Genomic DNA, 17281 nt, shown 5'->3' on the forward strand with positions numbered 1-17281 from the left:
AATATTTTTCCATTATTTTGTATTTTTATTTTTTTATTATCTGTTATTAATATTTCACCACTTTTTAATTCATTGTTATCTACTAATAAGGTTCCAGATATACAAAATACAAATCCTAATAAATCTTTTTCAGAAAATATTATATTTTCTTCTTTTTCTATCTCTTTAAAGAAAAAATCTCCACTACCATCTTTTATCATAAGATTAAAATCTGTAACTTTACCTTTAGAAAAAGTATCCCAATCTCCTTCAAATCTATCTATTTGATATTTTTCTAAAGTTATATTATGATGATTTTTGTGTTCTAACTCCATTTTTCCATCTAAAATTGATATTACTCTGTGAGTATTTTCTAATTTTGTAAAAGTAGAATTTTCTAATTCTGTTGTAGCTATACTTATTCTAAATTTAAAATTTCTTTCTTGATAAGTAGAATCTTCTGGATAAATATATAATTGTTTTGTAACTCCTCCACTCCAATTACTAATTACTCTATCTTTTTCTTTTAAAATTTTAAACATCTTTTCTCCTTAATTTTTAATAATTTTATGTAAAAATAACTGTAACATTTAGAAAATTAAGATTATCTTATATTTTTAAAAAACTAATTTCTTATTTTTTACTATAATTTTTCCTTTTTTAAATACATCATTTACATGATTTATCCCTATATTATAAAATATATAATTTAAATTATGAGTATCATATATAATAAAATCAGCTTGTTTTCCTACTTCTAAACTTCCTATTTTATTTTCTTTTTTAATAGCTTTTGCTCCATTTATAGTTGTAGCTTTTATTATTTCTAATGGGGTCATTTTTATCTGAGCAGAAGCTATATTCATCACAAATTGTATATTTTCACAAGGACAAGAACCTGGATTATAATCTGTTGATAAAGCAACTGTTACACCTTTATTTATCATTTTTCTTACAGGAGCATAATTTTTTCCTAGATTAAAAGATGTTGCTGGTAAAATATTTGCAATAACTTTATTCTTAACTAATTCATCTATTCCTTTATCACTTATAGCCATTAAATGTTCTGCTGAAACAGTTTGTAATTCTCCAGCAAGCTCTGCTCCTCCTAATGAAACTATTTCATCTGCATGTATCTTTAATTTAAAACCTTCTTTTTTAGCCTCATTTAAAATATATCTACTTTCTTCTATATCAAAAACACTATCTTCACAGAATATATCACAAAATTCTGCTAAATCTTTTTCTTTTACTTTTTTTAACATTTTTATAATTTCTTCTATATATTTTTTCTTATCATTAATATATTCTTCTGGAACAGCATGGGCTCCTAAAAATGTAGAAATAATTTCTAATGGATGTTTTTTATTTAATTCTTTATTTACTTCCAATTGTTTTATTTCTGTTTCCATATTTAATCCATATCCACTTTTACTTTCTACAGTTGTAACTCCAAATTTAGCCATTCTATTTAAAACTTCATAAGCTTTATTAAACAATTGTTCCTTAGAAGCTTCTCTTGTATTTCTTACTGTACTTAATATTCCTCCTCCTTGTTTTAATATTTCTAAATAGGGTACTCCCTTTATTTTTAATGGTAATTCATTTTCTCTTGAACCATAATGAACTAAGTGTGTATGTGAATCAACTATACCTGGGGTAATAACTTTTCCTTCTGCATTAAATAATTCTGTTTTTTCATCTTTTAATTCTACAGGGTAATTCCCTTCTCCTATTGAAATTATATTTTCTTTTTCTATTGCAATATAGGCATTTTTTAAAACTTCTATATTTTCCATATCTCCTATACTTTTCCTTTCTAATTCTTTAGATGTTACTAAAGTCCCTATATTATACACTATTAAATCAGCTTTCATAATTCCTCCTTAATTATATTACAAGAATAAGAGGCAGATTAATCTGTCTCTCATTCTTTATCATTATGACTTTTTACTATTTAATTTTTTCTTCAACTAATTTTTGAATAAATTTTTCATTAGCTATGTAAGGTAAAGTAATATGGTCTGTACCTTTATTATCTTGATTATATTTTATAACTGTTTCTATCGAATGAGAATTTCTTGCCCAAGCTCTTCTTGCCACTCCTCCCATTACATCCCAAGGCATCGCTTGCATTAATATTTCATCTACTCTATGACTTCCATCAAGAACCATTCCAAATCCACCATTTATAGATTTTCCAATTCCAACTCCTCCACCATTATGAAGTGCTATCATTGACATCCCTCTTGCAGCATTTCCAGCAAAACATTGAGTTGCCATATCAGCCATTATATTACTTCCATCTTTAATATTTGAAGTTTCTCTAAATGGAGAATCTGTTCCTGACACATCATGATGATCTCTTCCCAACATAACTGGACCTATTTCTCCATTTCTGATCATTTCATTGAATTTAAGAGCTATATTTGTTCTACTCATAGCATCTTGATAAAAAATTCTTGCTTGAGTTCCTACTACTAAACCATTTTCATCAGCATTTTTTATCCACATATAATTATCTCTATCTTGATATCTTCTATTTGGATCAACTAATTCTAAAGCAGCTTTATCTGTTTTCAATAAGTCTTCTTTTTTACCAGATAAGCAAACCCATCTAAATGGTCCATAACCATAATCAAATAATTCAGGTCCTAATATATCTTCTACATAAGAAGGGAATATAAATCCTCCTTTATCGTCTCTTCCATTCTTAGAAATTTCTTTTATTCCTATATCATATAATGATTTTAAGAAACTATTTCCATAGTCAAAGAAATATACTCCTTTTTCAGTAAGATTTTTAATTACATGATAATGTCTTCTTAATGTTTCATTTACTAATCTATTAAATTCTACTCTATCTTCTGCCAATAATCTTGTTCTTTCTTCAAAACTTATTCCTGCTGGACAATATCCTCCATCATAAACAGCATGACAGGAAGTTTGATCTGAAAGTAAATCTATATGAATATTATTTTTATCTGCATATTCTAATAAATCAACTATATTTCCATGAAATGCTATTGCATAAGGAGTTTTACTTTCTAATTTTTCCTTTGCTACTTCAAAAGCTTTCGCTGGATCTGCAATTATTTCATCTACCCATCCTTGAGATAATCTTGTCTGAATTCTTGAAATATCAACTTCTGCTACTATTCCAACTCCTTTAGCTATTACTGTAGCTTTTCCTTGAGCTCCACTCATTCCTCCTAATCCTGATGTTACAAATAATTTTCCTGTTAAATCTCCATCATTAGGAACTCCACAGAATAGTCTTGCTGCATTAAGTATTGTTGAATATGTTCCATGAACTATTCCTTGTGGTCCTATGTACATCCATCCTCCTGCTGTCATTTGTCCATAGTTTGCTACTCCAATTGCTGCTGCCCTTGCCCAGTTATCATAATCATCAAATGCTCCAACCATTAATGCATTAGTAATTATTGCTCTTGGTGCATCTGGTTTTGATCTAAATAATCCTGTTGGATGTCCTGATGCAACTACAAGTGTTTGATCTTGTGTTAAATTTTCTAGATATTTTTTTATCAATCTATATTGCATCCAGTTTTGACATACTTGTCCTGTTTCTCCATAAGTTACTAATTCATAAGGATATAATGCTATTTCAAAATCCAAGTTATTATCTATCATAACTTGCATAGCTTTTCCTTCTATACATTTTCCTTTATATTCATCAATAGGTTTTCCATAAATTCTTCCAGCTGGTCTAAATCTATATCCATAAATTCTTCCATGTTCCATAAGTTCATCTAAAAATTCTGGTGCTAATTTTTCATGATATTCTTCTGGTATATATCTTAAAGCATTTTTTAAAGCTAACTCTATCTCATCTTTTTCTAAATGTACTACTCTTTTTGGTGCTCTTCTATACTTAGGATCTAACTTTGGTATAACCTCTGGTATATCACAAGCCTCTAATTTTATTGACATATTTTCAAATATTTCTTTATTCATCATATTTTTCCTCCTAATTTTTTTATTATTATATTTTCATTTCTCCTATTACTTTTTCTACTGCCTCTACTACTTTATTACTTTCTATTAAATTTTCTACTGAATCTATATCTAAATGCATAACTCTATCTGCATCATAATATGATACTTTTTCTCTTACTAATCTATATGCATCTCTAGTACCTTCTCCTAATTTATCTTGGGCTTTTCTAAGATCTACTCCTTGACAAGCACATAACATTTCCATTGCAATTACTTTTCTTGCATTTTTTAATATTTCTCCAGCTTTTCTTGCTGCAATAGTTCCCATTGAAACATGATCCTCTTGATTTGCTGATGAAGGAATCGAATCTACTGAAGCAGGATGTGCTAAAACCTTATTTTCTGACACTACAGCTGCTGCTGCATATTGAACTATCATAAATCCTGAATTTACTCCCCCATTTTCTACTAAAAATGCTGGTAATCCAAAATTTAAATTAGGATTTACTAATCTTTCTATTCTTCTTTCTGAAACATTTGCCATTTCTGATATTGCTATTCCTAAATAATCAAATATTAAAGCCATTGGTTGTCCATGAAAATTTCCTCCAGATATAACATCATCTGTTTCACAGAAAATAATCGGATTATCTGTTACTGCATCCATTTCCATTTCTACTTTATATCTTAAATATTCTAAAGCATCTTTACTAGCTCCATGAATTTGTGGTATACATCTCAATACATATGGATCTTGAACTCTTAATTGTCCTTGTTTTGTAGTATTTCTACTTCCTTCTAAAATTCTTCTAAAATTTTCTGCTGTTCTTATTTGTCCTTGGTGTCCTCTGATTTCATGAACTCTTGGATCAAAAGCACAAGTAATTCCATTTAAAGCCTCTATTGTTAAAGCCCCTGCTAAATCTAAATGTTTCATTAAATTTATTGCATCATATGTTACATGAGCTCCAACTGAAGTCATAACTTGAGTTCCATTTATTAATGCCAATCCTTCTTTTGAAGAAAGTTCAGGTAATATTTTTACTCCACCTTTTTCCATAGCTTCTTTACCGTCCATTAATACACCTTGATAATAAGCTTTTCCTAATCCCAACATTACTAAAACAATATGAGATAAAGGTGCTAAATCTCCTGATGCACCTAAAGAACCTTTCTCTGGAACAAATGGAGTTACTCCTTTATTTAACATTTCAACTAAAGTATCTACTGTAATTTTTCTAGCTCCTGAATATCCTTTTGTTAGATTTACTACTCTTAAAAGCATAATTCCTCTAACTACATCTATTGGTAAAGGATTTCCAACTCCACAAGAATGACTCATTATTAAATTTTTTTGTAAAATACCTGTTTCTTCTTTTGAAACTACTGTATCACAAAATTTTCCAAATCCTGTTGTTATTCCATAAGAAACTCTTTTTTCTTCTACATAAGTATCTACCAATTTTCTTGCTCTAGCTATTTTTTCATAAGCACTTTCTGATATTTCCACTTGATAACCTTTTCTTGTAACATTAATTAAATCTTCTAGAGTTAGTTTTTTATCTCCTATCATAAGTATTGACATAACCCCATGACCTCCTTAAATTTTTTATTATATATTCATTATATTATTTAAAATATTGTTGCTCCTATTAATCCAAAAATAAATAACAATACTGTATAATGACTAAAAGTAGGTATACATGTATCTGTTATATGTTGATGTTGTCCATCAGCATTCAATCCTGATGTAGGCCCAAGAGTAGAATCTGATGCAGGAGATCCAGCATCTCCTAACGCTCCTGCTGTAGTTATTAATATTATCATTGCTGTAGGAGAAAATCCTAGTTTTAATGCCAAAGGACAATAAATTACAGCTAAAATTGGTATAGTTCCAAATGAACTTCCCAAGCCTATTGATACAAAAAGTCCAACTGTTAACATTACAAATGATGCTATTAATTTATTTGTTCCAATTATAGATACAACTCCTTCAACTAATACTGGTATCGCATTCGTTTCTCTGATAACATTTCCATATCCAGCCGCTACTAACATTACAAATGCTATAAGTCCCATTATCATTACTCCACCATTTAATAAATTATCTATTTCTTTTAAATTTATTACTCTAAAAATCATCATTACTATTAAAGCTGCTATTGCTCCCAGAGGTAAAGAACCAGTTATCAATTGAACTCCAAAAGCTAAAATAGCTGCCCCTAATGTTATCCAATGTTCTTTTGTCATATGGTCTGGAATATTTTTATCTTCTGTAAAACCTTTTAATGGTAAATCTTGATATTCTCTATCTTTTCTATAAGTTATAAATACTGCTATTAATAATCCTAATAACATTGCAATTCCCAAAAACCAATTAGATTTCCAAACTTGATCTAATGTTATATTATAACCATTTGCATTTAATTGTTCTTTAACTATAGTATGAAAAATTAATCCAAATCCTACTGGTAAGACTATATAAGGAACTTTTACTCCAAATGTTAAAGCACATGCAACTGCTCTTCTATCAATCTTCAAATGATTCATCATTTTTAATAACGGTGGAATAAGAATTGGTATAAAAGCAATGTGAACTGGTATTAAATTTTGTGAAAAACAAGCTAAAAAAGCTATTAATAATATTAAAACTTTTTTTCTACCATTAACTAAATTAGCTATTTTTTTAGACATTATACTAGCTAATCCTGTTTGATTTATTGCTACTGCTAAAGTTCCTAATAAAATATAACTTAGTGCTGTTTCAGAATTTCCTCCCATTCCAGCAACTAAATATTTCATGGTCAGTCCTAGTCCCATTCCTGACATCATCCCGGCTACTAATGAAGCTACAATCATAGAAAGCATCACATTCAATCGTAATAAACATAATATTCCCATAACTATAACTGAAATTACTACTGGATTAAATAATAACATTCTAAACCCCCTTTATAATTTTTAAAATCATTTTAATAATTGTTTAAAAAAAATAATTATTTATATTATTTTTTTATTACATTTCAGTCCTTATATATTTCATTTTTTTAAATCATTTTAATAATTGTTTAGCAAATAAATATTTATATCATTGATATCAAAAGATTGATCATTCATATTATTAAAATGATTTTAATAATTCTGTTATATTTATATCATTATTTTTTATAAAACTCAAATATAAAAAATATATTTTGAACATATTTTAAATATATAATTCAAAATATATACAATAAGATTATAATTAGAGTTGCATTTGAATATTTTATCTAAATGTTATATAATATGAAAAAAGGAGAATATTATGTATCAGAAAAAAGTAAAAGAATCTAACAAAAATAATATTTTTAAATATATCTTTGAAAAGAAAAAATCTTTTGTAATAAATGATATTGCTGAAAATCTCAATATTACATTTCCAACTGTAAAAAAAATTATTAACTCTTTTTTAAAACAAAATATAATTTTTGAAAGCCAGAAAGTTGGAACTGGTGTTGGAAGAAAAGCAATGGAATATGAACTTAATGAAAACTTTTGTTATTCGATAGGAATTTTGGCTTCTTCTACAAAAATTAAATTTATCCTAACTAATGCAATTGGAAAAATTCTAAAACAACAAATTTATGAATTACAAACATCTGATCGAAGAAATGAACTTTTAAATTCTACTAAAGATTTTTTGAATGAAATTAATCCTAATATAAAAAAGAAATTAATAGGTATAGGAATATCTGTTCCAGGGATTGTTAGTGAAGAGTATAACTTTATAGAATTTTCTTCTAAAGAAAAAATTGTTCTTTCTTTTATTGAAGAACTTAAAAATTTATTTCACATTCCTGTATTAATAGAAAATGAATCAAATTTGTCTGCCATTGCTGAAGCATTTTTAACTAATAATTATATTTATTCAAGCTTTACAGTTTTAACTATAAATGAATATGTTGGAATTAGCAGTTTCCATCAAGATTCTTTAAATAATACTCTCTTTTTTAAAGCTGGAAGACTTCATCATATGGTTATAGAATCAAATGGCAAATTATGTGAATGTGGAACACATGGATGTTGGGGAACTTATGTTTCAGATAAAGTTTTACTTAATGACTTCCAAAAATATTTTCCCTCTATTAAAACTTATAATGAAATTTTTGATTTAAAATATCATGAAACTAATATAGGTGCTTCTCTCATAGATAATTATTTAGAATACCTAGCAATTGGAATAAAAAATATTTTATTCTTTTCAAATCCAGAAAAATTAATAATTTCTGGTAATATTTCTATTTATAAAGAATATATAGCTGATAAATTAATTGAAAAAATATATAAAAATCATATTTTTTATCGTGGTAAAGAAACCATAGTGTTTTCATCTTTAAATGAAAATGGAAGTATCATAGGAGCTGCTATGTTTCCTATATTAGATAAAATAATTTAATTTTTTATATAAGAGCCTTTTCTAGGCTCTTAATAAAAAATAATTTAGTTATTAAAACTTCTCTCTAATCTTTTCTATAATTTTAATATTTTCCCTTCTATTTTATCTATTAACTAAAAAATAATTATTAAAATTTATTATTTTTTACTTAAAATAAGTCTGAAAATCTTATAAATAATTCAATATTCTTCTCTTAAATAATATCTAATATTCTCAAAATATTTTATAATATTCTATTAAATTATAATTTTTACTTTTTAATTTTTTATAATACTTTTTATACTTTATAATTTATATTAAAAATTATAAATATTCAAATTTATTATTTTTTAATATAAAAGGATTCAAAAATACTAGAAAATAATATAGAACTGTTAATAGAAATGGCGAAGTTTCAAGAGGTTATTTGTGTAGAAGAAGAAAAGATAAAGTAAATAAATGTACCAATACAGCTATTAGAAAAGAAATTTTAGAAACTTTAGTTATAGAAGCTTTAAAAGAAAATATCTTTACACCTACACAAATGAATATAATTTCTGATAAAGTTTATAATTATTTAAAAGAAAATTATCTAAATACACAAAAGAAAATAATAAGAATAAAAAAAGAAATAGAAAAATTACAACTTCAAAAAGATAAAATTTTAAATTATAATTTGAATGGTGTTTTAAATAATAAAGAATATATCAAGAAAAAAACACTTTTTGACGAAGAAATTTTAAATCATAAAGAAAATTTAATAAAATTGGAATTTGATACGAAATTCTTGAATCGTGATAAAGTCTTTAAATACCTTGAAAAACTTGCAAAAAAATAGAATCATCAGATATGACAATTTTACAAAATATTATATTTACATTCATTGAGAAAATAATTCTCTTTAAAGATACTATTCAAATAAACTTAAGATTATTTCCTCTTGATGAAAAAATTGCTAAGGTTGGTGGAGATGACGGGAATTGAACCCGTGTCCAAAACAATAAGCACCATAAGCTTCTACAAGCTTAGTCTGCTATTAAATTTCGCAATAGTTACTCCCACAGACAGGGCTAACTAAAGCTATCCTCTAAAATGTCCCTAATTGTTTAGAGAAATCACAATAGGTAATCTGTGTATTGGTAACACCTCGAAAGTTTTCTCCCACAGAACAGAAAAAACAGAGGTGAGCTGACAACTAAGCAGCTAAAGCGTATTCGTTATTTCCATCTAAACGATGAGTTGATCTCTCACAGCGATCATCCTGGCCTGCTACCTATGACCTCATGGCCCTGTCGAAACCTTTGCATCCCCACATATAATTTAGAAATATATTATACTATTTTTAATTTTTTTTGTCAAATAAATTATATTAAGCACATTATAAGTAAAAATAAAAATTTTTCTAATTTTATTTTAAAGAAAATTGATTTTTGCTTTCATCATAAATATAACCATTTTTTTCGAAATGTTCTACAAGTTCATTTTTATCAATATCCATATCTTCACATAGACTATCAAGTGATGAATAAAAATCTCTCAATTTCATATTTATCATACTATAAGCTATATTTATATCCATTTTTATAAAATTCATTTTATTTTTCTCCTTTTAAAAAACTGCTGACTAAAATTTAATCAGCAGTTTTTATTATAATATTATAAATTTTCTTTTATTTTTAAAGTAGCTTCATCAATAGCATAAGGAATGAAATCTTCTAATTTCATAGTTTTTTGGTCTTTTTCTCCAAATCTTCTTACATTAACCTCTCTATTTTCAGCTTCTGCTTTTCCAATTACAAGTTGCATAGGAATTTTATATTTTCCATTTGCTTCTCTAATTTTGTAACCTATTGTTTCAGCTCTATCATCTAATTCTACTCTTATATTTTTCTCTTCTAACATAGCCATAACTTCTTTTGCATAAGGAATTACTTCGTCGTTAAGAGTTAATATTTTAACTTGAGTAGGTGCTAACCACATAGGGAAAGCTCCAGCATAGTGTTCTATTAAGATTCCTATAAATCTTTCTATTGAACCATAAACAACTCTATGAATCATTACTGGTCTATGTTTTTCTCCATCTTCACCAATGTAGTTAATATCAAATCTTTCTGGTAAGTTGAAGTCTAATTGAATTGTTCCACATTGCCAAGTTCTTCCAATAGCGTCTTTAATTTTGAAGTCTAATTTAGGTCCATAGAAAGCTCCATCTCCAGGATTTAATTTATAAGGAACACCTATTTTTTCTAAAGCTCCTTTTAATCCAGCTTCTGCTTTATCCCAAATTTCTTGAGCTCCAATAGCTTTTTCTGGTTTTGTTGATAACTCTATTGAATAATCAAATCCAAATATTCCTCTATAGAATTTATCTATTAATTGTACAACTCCTATAATTTCATCTTGAATTTGGTCTGGAGTCATAAATATATGAGCGTCATCTTGAGTAAATGCTCTAACTCTCATTAATCCATGTAAAGCTCCTGAGAATTCATGTCTATGTACATGTCCTAATTCTCCAACTCTTTCTGGTAAATCTTTATAAGAGTGAATTTTATTTTTATAAGTTATAACTCCACCTGGGCAGTTCATTGGTTTTATAGCAAAATCTGTTTCATCTATTGAAGTAGTATACATATTTTCTCTGTAGTTAAACCAGTGTCCTGAAGTTTCCCATAACTCTTTATTTAACATTGTAGGAGTTTGAATTTCTACATATCCAGCTTTTTTATGCTCTCTTCTCCATAAGTCTATTAGAGTATTTTTTAATACCATTCCTTTTGGTAAGAAGATTGGGAATCCTGGTCCATATTCACTTACAAAGAATAATTCTAATTCTTTTCCTAATCTTCTGTGGTCTCTTTTTTCAGCTTCTTCTAAGAATACTAAATAATCTTTTAATTTATCATTATTTGAAAATGCTAAACCATATATTCTTTGAAGCATTTTATTTTTTGCGTCACCTCTCCAATAAGCTCCAGCAACTGATTTTAATTTGAATGCTTTAATATATGATGTTGATGGAACATGAGGTCCTCTACAAAGGTCCATAAACTCTCCTTGTTTGTAGAAAGAAAGTTCATCTCCTTTTGCAATTTCTTTTATAATTTCAACTTTATAAATTTCTCCTAACTCTTCAAAATGTTTTATAGCTTCTTCTCTAGTCATCATAACTCTTTCGATTTTTAAATCTTCTTTAGCTATTTTTTTCATTTCAGCTTCAATTTTTTCTAAGTCTTCTGGAGTAAATTGTTCTTCTGAATCAAAGTCATAATAGAAACCATTTTCTATAGCTGGTCCTATTGTTACTTTTGTTCCTGGGAATAATCTAACAACTGCTTGAGCCATTAAGTGAGCTGCTGAGTGTCTGATTATATGTTCTCCCTCTTCTGTATCCATAGTTACAAATTCTACTTTTGCGTCATGGTCTAAAACATAAGACATATCTTTTAGTTCTCCGTCAACTTTAGCAGCAACAGATTTTTTTACTAAAGAATTACTTATAGATTTAGCTATGACAAACATATTTTCTGCTTTTTCAAATTCTTTTATGCTTCCATCCATTAATTCTACTTTCATTTTTTTCTCCTTCTATAAAATTTTCTTAAATTTTTATTTTTTATTCAATATCTTCTACTTCTATTCCACTAAGAATATTTCCATCTAAAGATAGTTTTCCATTTTCTCCTCTATTATCTTTAGCACCAATACTAAATATTGTATTGTCAGGGAAAGTAAGAAGTGTAAATTGAAGAGCTGCTCTCCATTCATAATCTCTTGTAGAGATACTGTAATCTCTTATATAAGCAACAGACCATTCATAGTATCCCATCTCTTTTCCAATTTCAATTCCTGCTTCATCTATAAAGTTATTAACTTCTCTTACTGTATCTACATTATCATAGAATTGAATATACATTTTAGTTCTCCATCCCTCACTAGGTTTTCCTATCTTAGCATGGAAACTAAATTCATGTTCTTTCTCGGTTACTTTTCTAATTCCATTAGTATTAAAATCAGCTGCTTCTGAATAAGTATATCCTAATCCAATTCTATTTTGTGAATAGAATAATCCAACTTTAAATTCTTTTAAAGCATCCCAATAATCTCCAGAAATTTTATCACTCTTATCTCTTTCAAGAGATAGAGATAAATCTAAACTTCTTTTATAATCTCCATAATAATTTATTCTTTCATCAATAGACTTTCCTAAATTAAACATTGTAGTTCTAGCTTCATTTCTTTCAAAAATCTCTCTCATTCTAGAAATATCAAATGGAGTTACTTCGTCTTTAGATTTTCCAAATTCTTTACTTGCATAATATCTTAATTCTTCTTCTGATAATCTCTTATCTTTAAAACTGTATCTTAAAGAAATTATATCACTATTATATTGAGTATTCATTCCTTCAGAAGTTTTCTTAATATCAACATAATTACCTTGATAATCTCCATAAGTTGTGCTTATAAAATGTTGAACTTCTGTTCCTGTCTGATATGCTACTGTATAAAGTCTATTTTTTATATCTAAAACATCATCTTTATCTAATTTGGCTTTATCTGTACCCTCAGTATATTGTAATGTAAGTTTTTTATCTTTACTAAATGAATAAGCATATCCATAAATATTTTCTCTAATTTCTTCATTCAAATCATCATAAATTTTATTATCAGAATTTTTTATTTTTAAATCTACAGCTAAATAATCAATACTTTGATTTTTATAATAGAATGAATGATTTCCTTTATATAAGGTTACACCATAATCTTTATTTGATAAATCATTATAATTTTCATTATTTAAAGAATTATAATCATATGGTTTTTTATATGAATATCTATCATTTTCATTATAGTAGAAAGATATAACTTTTTCATCATTATATTTAAAGTCTAAAGTATTTTTTAAGCTATCAAAAGCCTTGTCATTTGAATATGCTTTTTCAGCCTTTTCATACTCTCCACTATAAACAGTTTCTAATTTTCCTGTTGTTATGGAAAAATCTTCATTAACTTTTAAAGTACTATTTTTATTAATAAGTCTTCCATACTCTTGAGAATCTTCTCCATCATATGTATAATCTTGATAATAAACACCTAATTTATTTTCAAAATTTTCACTAGAAATATTATGATTAATTCCAGCATCATATTTTGTTATTGAATCATTATTTATAGTTCCTTTACCATCTGTAAAATCATCTTTTCTAATATCTCCATAAATATCTACAGTTCCTAATTTTTCTAAAGAGATATCTTTTTTAGATAATCCTAAACCATAAAAATCAGATTCATTTTCAAAAACTCTAGAAGTTCCATTATAACTTCCCTCTCTAGTTTCAATAGTTTCTTTATAATTTCCACCAAAGAAAGCTACATCAAATATTCCAGAATAAATATCTATAGTTGCTTTATTTTCTTCTATCTCTTCATAAACAGTATTTTCATATTTATTATATTGGCTAACTCTATTATTTCCAAAAACTTTTTCTCTAAATGGGTCATTATTTTGGTTTAATTTTTTTTCTGAATAATCATGAGTTAATGTAAGCTTAGTATCAGTATTTCCAACAAAATCATATTCTCCAAAAGATGCTCCATATTTTTGAGAATTATATTCATCATACTCTGCTACAGTCCAAGGAGTATAAGTTATTTTTAAATTTGGAATTAAGTATTCAGTTAAATCTCCTAAGTTAGGGTTTCTTTCCCAAGAGTTAAGTTTTCTAAATTTATCTCCATTTACTTCATCAAAATATAAAGATACTTTATTTTTCTTATCAGTAAATCCAAATCCAAAATCTTCTCCTCTACTTCTATCATCATTTATATTAGAACCTTTATCCATATCATATAAATAATTATAGTAAGTACTAAAAGTATAATTATCATTATCTTGAGTAAGTTTTATATTTGAAAATAAATCATTATCTATTTGAGAGGTAAATCCCATATCATTAATTTGGTCTGAAACTATATATTTATAAGCCTCTTTATCATCAGTTAATTTAACTTTTGCTTCAATAGATATATCTTGATTTTTTCCAAGCTTTGATAAAGATGTATCAAGTGTATAGAAGTTTGAATAATCTCCCATATCTGGAATATTTCCTAAAATTCCTTCTCGTTTTACTCCATCTTTGTCATAATAAGTAAATTTACCTTGAGCATCATAATCTTCTATAACATCTTTTAAAGCATCATTCATATTATAAGTTAAACTTTGAAATCCAAAATCAAAATGACCTTTTTCACCATTATATTTATGAGTATATTCTACATCCCATCTATCATCAAAACTTTCATCTTCTCTTCCAATGTCATTTTTCTTATTATCATCTTCTTTTCTCCAAATCAGAAAATCTGTGACATTTAATTTTGATTCTCCAATATTATCAAATTTATACCAATTTTCCCATCTTCCTATTAATATTCCCATTTCATCAGCAAATTTTGGAGCAAATCCACCTCTGAATTTTTTATCTTTACTTTCATAAAGAGTTCCCCAAGCTATATTCCATCCATATTTTTCATCAGTTCCCCACTCTGGGAATAATGGTACTTCAGAACCTTGTCTTATATTAAAACGGAACCATGGAAATTTATAAGGAAAAATATTAAAATCTTGAATATATAAATCAGCACCTCTTAAGGTTACTTGCTTATCTGGTTCAATATAAATACTATCTAATGTTAAATAGTATCCTAAATCTTTTCTATCTCTATTGGTATTTACTTTAGGGTCTGTTGTTAACCAAGCATTTTCTACTGTAATTTTTTCATCTTTTATAACAGTTCTTTGTCCACCAAAATATATTTTATCATTTGGTTTCTCTGCTCCTGTTGCTTGTCCAATTTCTAGCCAACTAAAACTTTCACCAAATATACCATCTCTATTTTTTGTAGATAATTCAGCATTTTTAGCTTCTATTTTAAAATTTCCAGAAATAAAATTGGTTTCTAATGTAAAATCTTTATTAATATATATTTTTTCTGCTTTTTCATCTCTTCTAGCATCATAAACTTTAAGAGTAGCATCTCCATAATTAATATCTATCCCTTGAGTAGCTTGAATTTGTCCTGTTGTTAAATCAATTTCTACTTCATTTTCATTAGGATTAATATCATTTGAAAAAGATTTCATTCCTATTAAAGCAAGAGCTAATATTAAATAATATCTTTTTTTCATAAAAAATCCCCTTTTATTATTATCCATACTATTGAATTATATCATAATTAAGATTTTTTTTATATATCATCTAAAAAATTTCTTAAAATTATTTTTCCTTTTCTCTTTCTGCTTGTGATTTACTTAAATATATAGGTTCCATTGTATAGATATTATCTTCTCTATCTTTTGAAATTTCACATAAAACTCCTGCTCTAGGTAAATTTAAAGAATTATTTGTAAAAATACAATTATCTTTTCCTACAATCTCCTCAATCAAACTTCTATATTTTATAGCTCCATCACCTAAATAAAGAGTTTTTTTATTTTTTCTAGTTTCTAAATATTCTCTTAATTCTCCAACTTGATACTCTTCTAATTGTTTTAAAGTTTCATTTTCATATCTAAAACTACAGTAATATCCTCTTTCTTTTCTAGCGTCTATTATTGAACAAATTTCACAATCATTATTTGTTGAATTTCCTGCAATAATATCAAGTTCGTTAACTCCAACTATTTTACAATTATTTGCAAAAGCTAATCCTTTGGCAACAGCTACTCCTATTCTTATTCCTGTAAAAGAACCTGGTCCTATACTTACAGCAATTTTTTCTATATCTTTTATATCTATTTCTAAAAGATTTAATAAATTGTCAACCATTACCATAATGTTTTCAGAATGAGTTTTATTAATATTTACTGTTATTTCTCCTAGTAATCCTTTTTTATCAGAATATACTCCTATACTTCCAACATTTGTAGAAGTATCAATTCCTAAGATTAACATAATTCTAACAACTCCTTTTCTCTTACTTTATTTCCAATAAAAGAAATATTTAATTTTCTTGTATTTTCACCAAAATATTCAAATTTTATTTCAATATATTCTTTTGGAAGTTCTGATTCGATTATATTAGCCCATTCTATTAAAATTACTCCATCACCATTTATATAATCTTCATAACCTACTTCATAAATTTCTTCTGGGGTAGATAATCTATATACATCAAAATGATAAAGAGGAAATTTTCCAGAAAAATATTCTAACACATAGTTAAAAGTTGGACTTTTTAAATTTTCTGTAACACCAAATTCTTTTGCAAAATTTTGACTAAAAGTTGTTTTACCTGTTCCTAAATCTCCAATTAAAGCAACTGTATCTCCAGGCATAACATAGTTTGCCAATTTTTTAGAAAAATCATTTATTTCGGCAAATGACATTATTTTTTCCATATACATCCCTATCCTTGAATTTTTTTCACTATATTTGTAGTAGATTTTCCCTCTACAAAAGATAAAATTCTAACTTCTCCACCATAACTTTCAACTATTTTGGTTTCAGGAAGGTCATCTTTTGTATAATCTCCACCTTTTACATGAATAGAAGGTTTTAAACAAGCAATTAATTCTTCTGGAGTATCTTCTTCAAAAATTACAGTAAAATCTACTGCTTTTAATCCTCCTAACATTTCTGCTCTATCATATTGGTTATTTATTGGACGAGATTCTCCTTTTAATTTTTTTACAGAACTATCTGAATTAACTCCTACAATAAGTACATCTCCTTGTCTTTTAGCTTCATTCAAATATCTTAGATGACCTACATGTAAAATATCAAAACATCCATTTGTAAAAACAACTTTTTTATTTTGAGCTTTTAACATTTCTACTAATTGTTTTCCAAATTCTCTGTCTATTAACATTTTTCCTCCTTGAGACACATTTTTTTAGAAAAACTTTTATCCTTTATTGTACCATAATAT

13 protein-coding genes, 1 other RNA gene and 1 pseudogene are annotated in these 17281 nt (G+C 26.7%); 3 read left to right on the top strand and 12 right to left on the bottom strand.

What is annotated here, in order from left to right; all coding sequences use genetic code 11:
• The 5 genes from T364_RS0101375 to T364_RS0101395 all read right to left on the bottom strand — a co-directional run.
• Window positions 1–521 (bottom strand): HutD family protein (locus T364_RS0101375; protein ID WP_027127970.1); only part of this gene is annotated, 521 nt, incomplete at its 3' end.
• Window positions 522–596: 75 nt separating this feature from the next.
• Window positions 597–1856, bottom strand: coding sequence for an imidazolonepropionase (gene hutI / locus T364_RS0101380; protein WP_027127971.1), 1260 nt, complete (start codon window positions 1854–1856; stop codon window positions 597–599).
• Window positions 1857–1932: 76 nt separating this feature from the next.
• Window positions 1933–3960, bottom strand: a complete 2028-nt coding sequence (locus tag T364_RS0101385; RefSeq protein WP_027127972.1) for a urocanate hydratase — start codon at window positions 3958–3960, stop codon at window positions 1933–1935.
• 25 nt (window positions 3961–3985) lie between these two features.
• A complete protein-coding gene (hutH, locus tag T364_RS0101390; protein WP_027127973.1) occupies window positions 3986–5524 on the bottom strand; it encodes a histidine ammonia-lyase in 1539 nt (512 codons plus the stop codon).
• A gap of 47 nt (window positions 5525–5571) precedes the next feature.
• Window positions 5572–6879 (bottom strand): Na+/H+ antiporter family protein, encoded by a 1308-nt coding sequence (locus T364_RS0101395; RefSeq protein WP_027127974.1) that lies wholly within the window; start codon window positions 6877–6879, stop codon window positions 5572–5574.
• 364 nt (window positions 6880–7243) lie between these two features.
• Here T364_RS0101395 and T364_RS0101400 point away from each other — a divergent pair, with 364 nt between their 5' ends.
• The 3 genes and pseudogenes from T364_RS0101400 (at window position 7244) to T364_RS11335 (ending at window position 9337) form a co-directional block, all read left to right on the top strand.
• Complete coding sequence (locus T364_RS0101400) at window positions 7244–8374, top strand: ROK family protein (RefSeq protein WP_027127975.1); 1131 nt, start codon at window positions 7244–7246, stop codon at window positions 8372–8374.
• Window positions 8375–8756: 382 nt separating this feature from the next.
• Window positions 8757–9191 (top strand): annotated as a pseudogene (locus T364_RS0101405) (recombinase zinc ribbon domain-containing protein); the annotation flags it as partial.
• An 11-nt stretch (window positions 9192–9202) separates the two neighbouring features.
• Window positions 9203–9337 carry a hypothetical protein gene (locus T364_RS11335; RefSeq protein ID WP_281172925.1) on the top strand — a complete coding sequence of 45 codons (135 nt, stop codon included), beginning with the start codon at window positions 9203–9205 and terminating at the stop codon, window positions 9335–9337.
• Here T364_RS11335 and ssrA read toward each other — a convergent pair.
• From ssrA to rfaE2, 7 genes are all read right to left on the bottom strand, one after another.
• Window positions 9316–9664, bottom strand: a transfer-messenger RNA (tmRNA) gene (gene ssrA, locus T364_RS11015). The two genes, T364_RS11335 and ssrA, sit on opposite strands and share 22 nt — an antisense overlap.
• A 97-nt stretch (window positions 9665–9761) precedes the next feature.
• Window positions 9762–9947 (bottom strand): DUF4250 domain-containing protein, encoded by a 186-nt coding sequence (locus T364_RS0101410; RefSeq protein WP_027127977.1) that lies wholly within the window; start codon window positions 9945–9947, stop codon window positions 9762–9764.
• Window positions 9948–10009: 62 nt separating this feature from the next.
• Window positions 10010–11929: a threonine--tRNA ligase gene (thrS, locus tag T364_RS0101415; RefSeq protein ID WP_027127978.1), complete on the bottom strand. Its 1920-nt coding sequence runs from the start codon at window positions 11927–11929 to the stop codon at window positions 10010–10012.
• A 40-nt stretch (window positions 11930–11969) separates the two neighbouring features.
• Window positions 11970–15539, bottom strand: coding sequence for an LPS-assembly protein LptD (locus tag T364_RS0101420; RefSeq protein ID WP_027127979.1), 3570 nt, complete (start codon window positions 15537–15539; stop codon window positions 11970–11972).
• 88 nt (window positions 15540–15627) lie between these two features.
• The gene (tsaB, locus tag T364_RS0101425) at window positions 15628–16305 is read right to left on the bottom strand and encodes a tRNA (adenosine(37)-N6)-threonylcarbamoyltransferase complex dimerization subunit type 1 TsaB (RefSeq protein WP_027127980.1); all 678 of its coding nucleotides are present in this window, start codon (window positions 16303–16305) and stop codon (window positions 15628–15630) included.
• Complete coding sequence (gene tsaE, locus T364_RS0101430) at window positions 16299–16751, bottom strand: tRNA (adenosine(37)-N6)-threonylcarbamoyltransferase complex ATPase subunit type 1 TsaE (protein ID WP_027127981.1); 453 nt, start codon at window positions 16749–16751, stop codon at window positions 16299–16301. The genes tsaB and tsaE overlap by 7 nt, the downstream gene beginning before the upstream one ends.
• A gap of 8 nt (window positions 16752–16759) precedes the next feature.
• Window positions 16760–17221, bottom strand: coding sequence for a D-glycero-beta-D-manno-heptose 1-phosphate adenylyltransferase (rfaE2, locus tag T364_RS0101435; RefSeq protein ID WP_051532596.1), 462 nt, complete (start codon window positions 17219–17221; stop codon window positions 16760–16762).
• Window positions 17222–17281: the final 60 nt, after the last annotated feature.

Origin of the sequence: Fusobacterium perfoetens ATCC 29250 (genome assembly GCF_000622245.1) — a bacterium.
GTDB lineage: Bacteria > Fusobacteriota > Fusobacteriia > Fusobacteriales > Fusobacteriaceae > Fusobacterium_B > Fusobacterium_B perfoetens.

What these genes read in the sequence shown, in the direction of transcription:
- T364_RS0101395 (WP_027127974.1), bottom strand. Translation starts at nt 6,879, where the DNA reads ATGTTATTATTTAATCCAGTAGTAATTTCAGTTATAGTTATGGGAATA.
- T364_RS0101420 (WP_027127979.1), bottom strand. Translation starts at nt 15,539, where the DNA reads ATGAAAAAAAGATATTATTTAATATTAGCTCTTGCTTTAATAGGAATG.
- T364_RS0101400 (WP_027127975.1), top strand. Translation starts at nt 7,244, where the DNA reads ATGTATCAGAAAAAAGTAAAAGAATCTAACAAAAATAATATTTTTAAA.
- T364_RS0101410 (WP_027127977.1), bottom strand. Translation starts at nt 9,947, where the DNA reads ATGAATTTTATAAAAATGGATATAAATATAGCTTATAGTATGATAAAT.
- hutH (WP_027127973.1), bottom strand. Translation starts at nt 5,524, where the DNA reads ATGTCAATACTTATGATAGGAGATAAAAAACTAACTCTAGAAGATTTA.
- hutI (WP_027127971.1), bottom strand. Translation starts at nt 1,856, where the DNA reads ATGAAAGCTGATTTAATAGTGTATAATATAGGGACTTTAGTAACATCT.
- T364_RS11335 (WP_281172925.1), top strand. Translation starts at nt 9,203, where the DNA reads ATGACAATTTTACAAAATATTATATTTACATTCATTGAGAAAATAATT.
- rfaE2 (WP_051532596.1), bottom strand. Translation starts at nt 17,221, where the DNA reads ATGTTAATAGACAGAGAATTTGGAAAACAATTAGTAGAAATGTTAAAA.
- tsaB (WP_027127980.1), bottom strand. Translation starts at nt 16,305, where the DNA reads ATGTTAATCTTAGGAATTGATACTTCTACAAATGTTGGAAGTATAGGA.
- tsaE (WP_027127981.1), bottom strand. Translation starts at nt 16,751, where the DNA reads ATGGAAAAAATAATGTCATTTGCCGAAATAAATGATTTTTCTAAAAAA.
- thrS (WP_027127978.1), bottom strand. Translation starts at nt 11,929, where the DNA reads ATGAAAGTAGAATTAATGGATGGAAGCATAAAAGAATTTGAAAAAGCA.
- T364_RS0101385 (WP_027127972.1), bottom strand. Translation starts at nt 3,960, where the DNA reads ATGATGAATAAAGAAATATTTGAAAATATGTCAATAAAATTAGAGGCT.